At 46.4% G+C, this 8,148-nt stretch carries 9 protein-coding genes; 7 read left to right on the forward strand and 2 right to left on the reverse strand.

Annotated elements, in window-relative coordinates; translation table 11 throughout:
• Window positions 1-27: 27 nt before the first annotated feature.
• Window positions 28-255 (reverse strand): PTS sugar transporter subunit IIA, encoded by a 228-nt coding sequence (locus ACKTR5_RS08325; RefSeq protein WP_407880718.1) that lies wholly within the window; start codon window positions 253-255, stop codon window positions 28-30.
• On the reverse strand, window positions 252-2,093 hold the full coding sequence (locus tag ACKTR5_RS08330) for a BglG family transcription antiterminator (protein WP_407880720.1): 1,842 nt from the start codon (window positions 2,091-2,093) through the stop codon (window positions 252-254). The genes ACKTR5_RS08325 and ACKTR5_RS08330 overlap by 4 nt, the downstream gene beginning before the upstream one ends.
• Window positions 2,094-2,220: 127 nt before the next feature.
• Here ACKTR5_RS08330 and ACKTR5_RS08335 point away from each other — a divergent pair, with 127 nt between their 5' ends.
• From ACKTR5_RS08335 to ACKTR5_RS08365, 7 genes are all read left to right on the forward strand, one after another.
• Complete coding sequence (locus tag ACKTR5_RS08335; protein WP_407880721.1) at window positions 2,221-2,511, forward strand: PTS sugar transporter subunit IIA; 291 nt, start codon at window positions 2,221-2,223, stop codon at window positions 2,509-2,511.
• A complete protein-coding gene (locus ACKTR5_RS08340; protein ID WP_407880722.1) occupies window positions 2,508-2,669 on the forward strand; it encodes a PTS sugar transporter subunit IIA in 162 nt (53 codons plus the stop codon). The genes ACKTR5_RS08335 and ACKTR5_RS08340 overlap by 4 nt, the downstream gene beginning before the upstream one ends.
• 12 nt (window positions 2,670-2,681) lie before the next feature.
• Window positions 2,682-2,987 carry a PTS sugar transporter subunit IIB gene (locus tag ACKTR5_RS08345; protein WP_407880724.1) on the forward strand — a complete coding sequence of 102 codons (306 nt, stop codon included), beginning with the start codon at window positions 2,682-2,684 and terminating at the stop codon, window positions 2,985-2,987.
• A 19-nt stretch (window positions 2,988-3,006) separates the two neighbouring features.
• Window positions 3,007-4,371 (forward strand): PTS ascorbate transporter subunit IIC, encoded by a 1,365-nt coding sequence (locus tag ACKTR5_RS08350; RefSeq protein ID WP_407880725.1) that lies wholly within the window; start codon window positions 3,007-3,009, stop codon window positions 4,369-4,371.
• A gap of 15 nt (window positions 4,372-4,386) precedes the next feature.
• Window positions 4,387-6,372, forward strand: a complete 1,986-nt coding sequence (tkt, locus tag ACKTR5_RS08355) for a transketolase (RefSeq protein WP_407880726.1) — start codon at window positions 4,387-4,389, stop codon at window positions 6,370-6,372.
• Between the two features lie 85 nt (window positions 6,373-6,457).
• Window positions 6,458-6,697 carry a hypothetical protein gene (locus ACKTR5_RS08360; protein WP_407880727.1) on the forward strand — a complete coding sequence of 80 codons (240 nt, stop codon included), beginning with the start codon at window positions 6,458-6,460 and terminating at the stop codon, window positions 6,695-6,697.
• 396 nt (window positions 6,698-7,093) lie between these two features.
• Window positions 7,094-7,936, forward strand: coding sequence for an aldo/keto reductase (locus ACKTR5_RS08365; protein ID WP_407880729.1), 843 nt, complete (start codon window positions 7,094-7,096; stop codon window positions 7,934-7,936).
• The last annotated feature ends 212 nt before the right edge of the window (window positions 7,937-8,148 follow it).

An 8,148-nucleotide genomic window follows, 5' to 3' on the forward strand; every position in this document is an offset into this window, starting at 1 on the left:
ATATTACTGATCAAACGGCGTTTTTGGTTAGCTGAGCGGTTGCTCTAACAAGGTGGTGATGGTTGCAACATCTTTTGCCTGATTTATTCGATGAACCCACTTGTCATCCTGAATCTTTTGCATAAGTTGCGACAAGGCGGTGAGATGACTGGTTTGATCAAGCGGGGCCAACCCGATAATGATGTGAATCGGCTCTGAATGCGGGTGATCTGGCACAGTAATTGTGACAGGGTGATTCAGAACAAGTAGGCTCATTCCCAGGTCATAAACGCCATCATTTGGGGTGGCATGTGCCAGCATAATGCAATGCCATTGCCTAGAACCATGTAAGGCCCGTTTGTTGTGGTGAGGTCAAGGACAGTCTGTAGGTAACGCGGTTCAATCAAGTGTTCTGTAAGGAGCGGTTGAAGGGCTATCGAGATGGCCTGCTGCCAGGTTGTTGGCGTTGTGGCGACGCCTAAGTGAGTTGCCGGCAGTAAGCGGCTTAAACTGGTCAGGCCTGTTACAGCAGGCGTTTTTGACATGGAACCACGCTGATTTAAATACCCCCGGAGGGCATCCGTTAAACCGGCGACGTCTTCAATTCGGGCATAATTACTAATGACATCGAGAAGGGAATTGACGTTAGCTTCGTTGAAATGTGTATCTGTTAAATGAGCATTGAGAAGTGCTTTTTCAATGGTTTCCCAATCATGGCGGTTCGGCAAGGGCGAAACCTGGGCTACCGGAACTTTTGTTGTTACGGGCAGTGTGATGGTACTAATGATTAGTTTTGTGGCCGTTAAATCATGATTTTTATACTGAAAGACACTGAGTGGTTGTGAAAAGGCGATTTCTGGGTAACGCTGGGTGAGCTGCTGTTGCAGGATAAACGAGGTACCGATGCCACTGGAACAGACGACAAGAACGTCTGGCTGTCCCGTTTGCTGAGTTTCGATTGCCCGGAGTTCGCCCCCGAAATAGAGGGTAATAAGGGCCACTTCATCATCAGTAAGGTGGCCATTGATGAAGTCTTCAAAGGGATGAACAGCGTACTTTGTGAATGAGAATAGTTCGTTAAAGCCTTCGGTGATCTGTTTGAGGTTGGGGTGGTGATAGGGAATCATAAACTTCGCGCGATAAAACGTGGACAGAAGATGTGTGGCTAACGTTAATTCCAGCTTTTGAGGGGCAATGTTGGCACCAGAAACGGTGTTGAACCGGTCAATTAACTGGCGAGCAATGGGGGAAATTTGTTGGATAAGGGTATCCGTTTGGTTGACTTGATAAAATTGACTCGTGTTAATAATGCGACCAAGAAAGTAGGCTTCACTAAAGTTATTGTGACCGTGTGCCGCTAAGAACTTGATGGACCAGTTGATGGAAGTGGAATCCACCGAACTTTTGCGAACCGGTGAGTCTGGAAGCTGGTCTTCAGGGGTCGCGATGCTATCTAAAAACCACAGAATGAACGTAGCTAATGTGGTTAAGGCGTCATCCGTAAAGTAGTTACCGGTGGCCTTTTCCAGTTGATGAATTTCGGTGTTAATCAAATCAAGCCGTGTTGAGGTCGTGGTGATTTGACTGAAAAGAAAAGAGTGTGGGTCATTAAGCGCCTCCAACACCCAGTTACGTTGAGCAATTTCCGCACCGGCAATCGCCTTGCCCGTTGACGTTTGAACGAGATCGAGCCCATGGGCAGTTAGGGTTGTCCGCACAATTTTTAGGTCAGCAATGGCTGTGTGTTTAGAAATGTGGAATTGGTGAACGAGCTGGGTCAATGACTGATTATGATGATTGATAAGATCCCAAATAATGAGTTGGCAGCGTTGTGCTTTTGTGAATCTGTAGGCTGGTGGTTGAGCTCCTGAATGTTGATTCAGGAGCTCTTTTTTGGTCTCATCAGGAATAAAGTAACCCGCACCAGTGGTGTTCAAAATGGTATCAAGGCGATCTTCGCTAAGAACGGCATTGACCTTGTGAATAACATAAAAAACGCCACGCCGAGAGAGGCTGAGGTGGTCTTCCAGCTCAGTTAGCGTGGCAAACGTATTCTTATTGACCAGAAAATTGAGGAGCTCATTTCCATGTTTAATGTCCGTATAGTTGATCATCGTAAATGTTCTTTGATGAATGTGAGAGGGTGCAATTTTTGCACTTTTGCTAGTGTCAGTATTGCACTTGTTGGCGCTTACATCAATGCTACGATTAACTCATCAATGAGCAAGAGGAGGTGAAAACATGTTAAACGAATGGTTAACCGATCAAACGGTGCAAGTGGTTGACGCGTCAGACCTAGATTGGCGTGCGGTGATTCGACTTGCGGCCCAGCCGTTAGTTACCAATGGCAGTGTCACAACGGACTACGTTGACGCAATGGTTAACGTAGTTGAAGAACAGGGGCCATACATTAACATTGGCGAACATATTGCCCTGGCACACACGCGACCAGAGGATGGGGCAAAGAAAATTTCGTTAGCACTATTAAAGACCGCTCAACCAGTTTCGTTGGTGAACGATGAGCACCCGTGACGCTATGGTTCGTTCTTTCTGCTGTCGACAGTGACAGCCATTTAGAAGTGTTAAAGCAGTTGATGCAATTATTGATGGATGAACAAACAGTTCAGCGCTTAAAGGCTGCAACAACGGCAGCTGAACTAGTCGAGATTATTCAAACACGGACGTTATAAACGGAGGAAAAAATGAAAATTTTAGCGGTGTGTCAAAGTGGTTTGGGAAGTAGCTTCATGGTTAAAATGAACGTTCAACAAATTTTAAAGGATGAACACGTGGATGTCGATGCAAACGACATTACGGTCGATCATTCTGATGTTGGCAGTGCCACAGCTAATTCAGCTGATTATTTCTTTGTGGAGTCAACACTAGCGGATGCATTAAGCGGGATCCCAGAAGACCGGGTGATCTTGTTAAAGAGCCTGATCGATAAGAAAGAAACAGCCGCGCACGTTAACACTGTCTTAGATCGTGAACAGATCGTTCATGACTAACTGAAGGAGAACTTAAATTATGAAGAGCACACTGAATTTATTTGTCTCCATTGCCACTCAGCCGGCAATTTTAGTCGCGTTGATTGCAATGTTAGGTTTGATTTTACAGAAGAAAAAGACAACTGAAGTGGTCCAAGGAACCATTAAGACGTTTGCTGGCTTTTTGGTGCTTGTTGGTGGGGCTGGAATTCTCAGTAATTCACTGACCCCATTTGCAAAGATGTTTCAATTTGCGTTGCATGTTCAAGGGGTTGTTCCAAGTAACGAAGCAGTGGTCGCCATTGCCCTTGTGAAGTACGGAACACCGACTGCATTGATCATGTTGGTTGGGATGATCGTCAACATTGTGTTAGCCCGCGTGACTCGGTTTAAGTACATCTTTTTGACGGGGCAAGCAATGCTGTATGTTTCTTGTTTGACGGCCGTTATTCTAGTGAGTGCTAACCTTGGAACTGGCTGGCAAACAATCATTTTAGGCGGGATCTTTGAAGGAACATTATTGACGGTGACGCCAGCATTATGTCAGCCATACATGCGAAAAATTACGGGTGGCGATGACGTTGCGATGGGGCATACCGGGAACATTGGTTATGCAACTGCTGGGTTAATGGGCCAACTGTTTGGTAATAAACAGAAAAGCACCGAAGATATGGAAATGCCAAAGGGACTGAGCTTTCTTCGGAACTCAACCGTTTCAATTACGTTATTGATGGGAATCGTCTACATTGCGTTAGCACTGATTGCTGGACCGCACTTTGTTGAAAGCAAGTTGAGCGCCGGGACAAACTATCTGGTCTATGCACTGGTTCAGGCCGGAACGTTTGCGGCTGGATTTGTGGTTGTTTTACAAGGTGTTCGGATGATTTTAGCTGAAATTGTTCCTGCGTTTCAGGGAATTGCAACGCGTCTGGTACCTAACTCAAAACCAGCGTTGGACGTTCCAATTATCTTTCCGTATGCCCCTAATGCTGTGTTGATTGGGTTCTTTACAAGCTTTATTGTCGGAACGCTCAGCATGTTTGTAATGTTAGCGTTGAAGACGACGGTGATTATCCCCGGTGTGGTTGGTCACTTCTTCTGTGGCGCTGCCGCTGCAATTTACGGGAATGCAACTGGTGGTCGCCGGGGGGCAATTATTGGCTCGGCGGTGAATAGTTTGTTGATCAGCTGGTTACCATTGCTGATCCTGCCGGTTTTAGGGACGTTGAAACTTGCGTCATCGACGTTCGCAGACACGGATTACTTGGTTCCCGGAATCTTACTTGGAAAACTGGGGAGCGCGGGAACACTTGCTGTTGTGATTGGAATTGTCGGGTTCTTAGTGGCCGTCTTGTTATTGAGTGTTGTTCTAACGAACCGTGAAAAGGCACGGATGGCAAAGTAGTGAAAGGGGAAGAAAATGACGTTTACAAAGACGGATCAGGACGCAGTTGATGCACTCCGTTTCCTGAGTGTTGATATGATTGAGCGCGCCAATAGTGGTCATCCAGGCCTTCCCATTGACGCAGCACCGATGGCCTACGTACTGTGGGAACGATTTATGCAATTTGATCCAGCTGATCCCAAATGGGCAAACCGTGATCGATTTGTCTTAAGTGCTGGCCATGGTTCAGCGTTGCTTTACAGCTTGTTGCATTTGAATGGGTTTGACCTAAGCATGGCGGATCTAAAACAATTTCGTCAGCGCGGTTCAAAGACACCAGGTCATCCGGAAATTTTAGAGACACCAGGAATCGATGCGACAACGGGGCCACTGGGACAAGGCCTGGGGATGGCTGTTGGGATGGCGCTTGCTGAAAAGCATTTAGCAGCTCAATTAAACCGCCCGGGGTATCCACTGATTGATCACTACACCTACGCATTGGTTGGTGATGGTGACCTAATGGAGGGGATTAGCCATGAAGCCCTAGGGATTGCTGGTGACAAGCGATTAAACAAGCTGATCGTTTTGTATGACTCTAATGACGTTTCATTAGACGGTCCGTTAGCATTGAGCACGAATGATGATGTGCGAAAACGATTTGAAGCTGCTCAGTGGGACTACGATGAGGTGCTTGATGGAAATGATCTACCTGCGTTAACAAGGGCGATTGAGCATGCTCAGCGCAGTGAACGACCGAGCTTGATTGAAGTTAAAACGGTGATTGGTTACGGAACACCAGACGCCGGAACCAATAAGGTTCATGGATCGGCACTGGGAGAAGCTAACGTAGCGGCAATGCGCCAGTTCTATGATTGGTCAGCGGAACCGTTTGAAATTGCCCCGGTAATCTATGGCCAGTACAAAACGGCTGTCTCAAAAAAACAGCAAGCTCACGCAGCGTGGGTTGATCAATTGAGCCGTTATCGGGAAGCATATCCGAAATTGGCAGCTCAATTTGAACAATCGTCTTTATCACTGACTGATGTAGCGTTAGACACAGAAAAATATGCCAAACCAGTTGCTACGCGCGTTGTGAACGCAGATTTATTACAACAAATTGCGGCGCATAATCCGCAATTTTGGGGTGGCTCAGCCGATTTATCATCATCAAATAAAACAAGTTTGCCAATGGAACAGGCCATGACACCATTAGCACCAGCAGGACGCAACATTTACTTTGGTGTTCGTGAGTTTGGAATGGCTGCGGCTACGAATGGGATTAATTTGCACGGGGGAACCCGCGCGTTCTGTAGCACATTCTTTGTGTTTAGTGATTATCTAAAACCGGCCATTCGGTTAGCTGCACTTCAACACTTGCCATCAACGTTTATTTTTACCCACGATTCTCTGGCTGTTGGTGAAGATGGTCCGACACACGAACCCATTGAGCAGTTAGCAGCATTACGGAGCGTTCCAAACGTTAACGTCATTCGGCCCGCTGATGCAACGGAAACGTTAGGGGCATGGCAAACGATCGCTAACACAACGGATCGGCCAAGTGCCCTGGTTTTAACGCGCCAAGCGACACCACAGCTGTCTGGTTCATCAACAGAAGGGGTAAAAAAAGGCGCGTACGTTTTATCACCAGCTAAGAGCCAAACGCCGGATGGGCTTTTGATTGCTACAGGTTCAGAAGTTGCGTTAGCCGTGGCCGCACAAGAAGAACTCCGACAACGATCTTACGATGTGGCAGTTGTGTCGATGCCAAGCATGGAACTGTTCCGTCAGCAATCATCTGATTATCAAGAGCAGGTGTTGCCGAAGGAAGTTAGTTTACGAATTGCCATCGAAATGGGGAGTTCCTTTGGATGGTCAGAATTCACAGGATCACGAGGATGCAACGTTTGTGTTGATCGTTTTGGCGCCAGTGGAAAGGGCCCAACAGTGGCGGCTGATTACGGGTTCGTTAAAACGACCATTGTTGATAGCTTTGAACGGCTCTGGCAAGAAAATGAAGCGTAACCAGCCCGTTTGGTGCGGCGATTTTGCGGTGATTCGTTATACTGAATGTGAGCAGTAAATAATAACGACCACGGGGGCTTCACACATGAAGGATCATGGTAAGTTAAACGCAACGTTGTTAACACCGGCGTATTGGCAAAAGTACCGACTACCGAATGCGGTGGACTTTGCAGAGAAATTTCAAGCGATTGACGCTAAGGCGTTGGGAAACGACGCACGAAAAGCGGCACTGGATGATCTGCTGACGGCAATGAGCCAGCAAGGACTGAATAATCCGGCAAATCCGGTGTACCCACTGTTTTCAGCAATTTTGGTGCAAAGATAGACTGAGAGCGAAAAAAAGCGCGGGAGGTTCCCTCAGGTAATGCCCACCAGTGCTTATGAATGGTTTTTATTCATGAGCACTGGTGGGCATTACCTGAGTCGAAGTCTGCGCTTTTTTTCGCGTTTAGGCAGTTCAAAAGGTGGGCGCTTATGAATGGTCCTTATTCATGAGCACCTGGTGGGCATTAGATGAGTCGAAGTCTGCGCTTTTTTTCGCGTTTAGGCAGTTCAAAAGGTGGGCACTTATGAATGGTCCTTATTCATGAGCACTGGTGGGCATTAGAAGCGTCGAAGTCTGCGCTTTTTTTCGCGTTTAAGACAGTTACCCAAAAGTACCTGCTTGCTTACTTTAAAAATGTTAGTAGAATAAGGGGTATAACTAAGAGGAGGTCAACACATGGAAAACGTAACGTTAAACAACGGGGTTCAAATTCCTCAATTAGGTTTAGGGGTCTTTCTGGTTGAAAACGAGGATGACTTAAAAACATCTGTTACGACTGCGCTAGCTGATGGATACCGTCATTTTGATACGGCGGCCATTTATCACAATGAAGCCGGTGTCGGTGAAGCACTTGCTGAAAGCGACGTGAAACGTGAGGATTTATTCATCACATCAAAGCTGTGGGATAGTGTTCAGACATACGATGATACGATTACGGCGTTTGAGGAAAGTTTGAAAAAGCTCCAAACGGATTATCTGGATCTGTACTTAATCCATTGGCCAAGTAACGGGTACGTGGAAAAGTGGCGTGCATTAGAAGACTTGTACAAGGCTGGTCGCATTAAGGCCATCGGTGTTTCAAACTTTGAAAAGCCACAAATGGATAAACTACTGGCAAGTGCAGAAATCACCCCAGCAATTGACCAAATCGAAACGCATCCTTACTTCCAACGTGGCGACTTAAACAGCTACTTAACGGGTCTCGGTATTGTACACGAGGCATGGGGCCCATTGGGTCAAGGAAAGAGCGGTGTCCTTGAAGACGAAACGTTGATTAAGATTGCTGAAGCCCACGGCAAGTCGGTCGCTCAGGTTATCTTACGGTGGCACTTGCAGCGTGGAATCGTGGTCATTCCAAAGTCCATTCACCCAGAACGAATTGCCCAGAATATCGACGTTTTTGATTTTTCATTAACAGATGAAGAAATGGCATCAATCGCAAAGCTAGATAAAAACCAGCGTGGATCTGAGGACCCTAACGATGAAAACTGGTTGAACCGTTCATTGAGCATGAACTAAACAGCGAATTAATAAAAACGACTAGTTTGAAGTGAACCCCCAGAGTTGGACAAAATCCAACTCTGGGGGTTTTACTATGGCTAAATATAATTATGAATTTAAAGCAACAATTGTCGCTGAATACTTAGCGGGCATTGGTAGTACGACATTGACCCACAGATACTATATTCCAAGTAGACAAACAATTATTGACTGGGTTAACAAATTTCAAA

Source organism: Furfurilactobacillus entadae (assembly GCF_045862745.1).
GTDB lineage: Bacteria > Bacillota > Bacilli > Lactobacillales > Lactobacillaceae > Furfurilactobacillus > Furfurilactobacillus entadae.

Excerpts from the sequence above, each read along its gene's own strand:
- ACKTR5_RS08325 (WP_407880718.1), bottom strand. The coding sequence starts at position 255 with ATGAGCCTACTTGTTCTGAATCACCCTGTCACAATTACTGTGCCAGAT.
- ACKTR5_RS08330 (WP_407880720.1), bottom strand. The coding sequence starts at position 2,093 with ATGATCAACTATACGGACATTAAACATGGAAATGAGCTCCTCAATTTT.
- ACKTR5_RS08335 (WP_407880721.1), top strand. The coding sequence starts at position 2,221 with ATGTTAAACGAATGGTTAACCGATCAAACGGTGCAAGTGGTTGACGCG.
- ACKTR5_RS08345 (WP_407880724.1), top strand. The coding sequence starts at position 2,682 with ATGAAAATTTTAGCGGTGTGTCAAAGTGGTTTGGGAAGTAGCTTCATG.
- ACKTR5_RS08350 (WP_407880725.1), top strand. The coding sequence starts at position 3,007 with ATGAAGAGCACACTGAATTTATTTGTCTCCATTGCCACTCAGCCGGCA.
- tkt (WP_407880726.1), top strand. The coding sequence starts at position 4,387 with ATGACGTTTACAAAGACGGATCAGGACGCAGTTGATGCACTCCGTTTC.
- ACKTR5_RS08360 (WP_407880727.1), top strand. The coding sequence starts at position 6,458 with ATGAAGGATCATGGTAAGTTAAACGCAACGTTGTTAACACCGGCGTAT.
- ACKTR5_RS08365 (WP_407880729.1), top strand. The coding sequence starts at position 7,094 with ATGGAAAACGTAACGTTAAACAACGGGGTTCAAATTCCTCAATTAGGT.